Below are 626 nucleotides of genomic sequence, written 5' to 3'. Positions count from 1 at the left end.
GATGGAATGGAGTTTCATCAGCTGCGTGAATATCGAATGGGTGACAGCTTACGTCAAATCGACTGGCGGGCCACGTCGCGTTTACAAAAGTTAATTTCTAAAGATTACCAACAAGAGCGCGATCAGAATATCATTTTTATGCTGGACTCGGGCCGGCGTATGCGAACAAAAGATGGGGAGCTTTCTCATTTTGATCAAGCACTCAACGCAATGTTATTGGTCGCTTCTATTGCGCTTCGACAAGGAGATGCTGTTGGACTCAAAGTCTTTGGTGGAAAAGAGCAATTTTTACCACCAAGAAAAGGGCCAAGTAGTATTAGCGCAATGCTAAATCAAATTTATGATCTTCACCCAACTAATCGTGCATCTGATCTTGTTGGTGCAGCTGAACGACTTGTTCAACAGTTTAAGAAGCGCTCTTTGATCGTGATAGTGTCGAATGTACGCGTCGAAGATCAAACTGAATTAAAGACCGCTGTTTCGTTGTTAAAGCGTTACCATTTAGTGATGTTAGCCAACTTGAAAGAACAGGTTTTGCAAGATGTGCTCACTGACGAGGTTTATCAGTTTGAAGACGCGCTTAAGTTCTCTCAAACTATCAGTTATTTGCAACAGCGAGATAAGCT

Annotated in this window: 1 protein-coding gene; it reads left to right on the top strand. The window is 42.5% G+C overall.

Annotated features, from left to right (window positions below; genetic code table 11):
- Window positions 1-6: 6 nt before the first annotated feature.
- Window positions 7-626 (top strand): DUF58 domain-containing protein (locus FLL46_RS26865; RefSeq protein WP_342779823.1); only part of this gene is annotated, 620 nt, incomplete at its 3' end.

The organism is Aliikangiella coralliicola (genome assembly GCF_007004725.1).
Taxonomy (GTDB): Bacteria; Pseudomonadota; Gammaproteobacteria; order Enterobacterales; family Kangiellaceae; genus Aliikangiella; species Aliikangiella coralliicola.
This window is presented reverse-complemented; position numbering and strand designations above follow the sequence as displayed.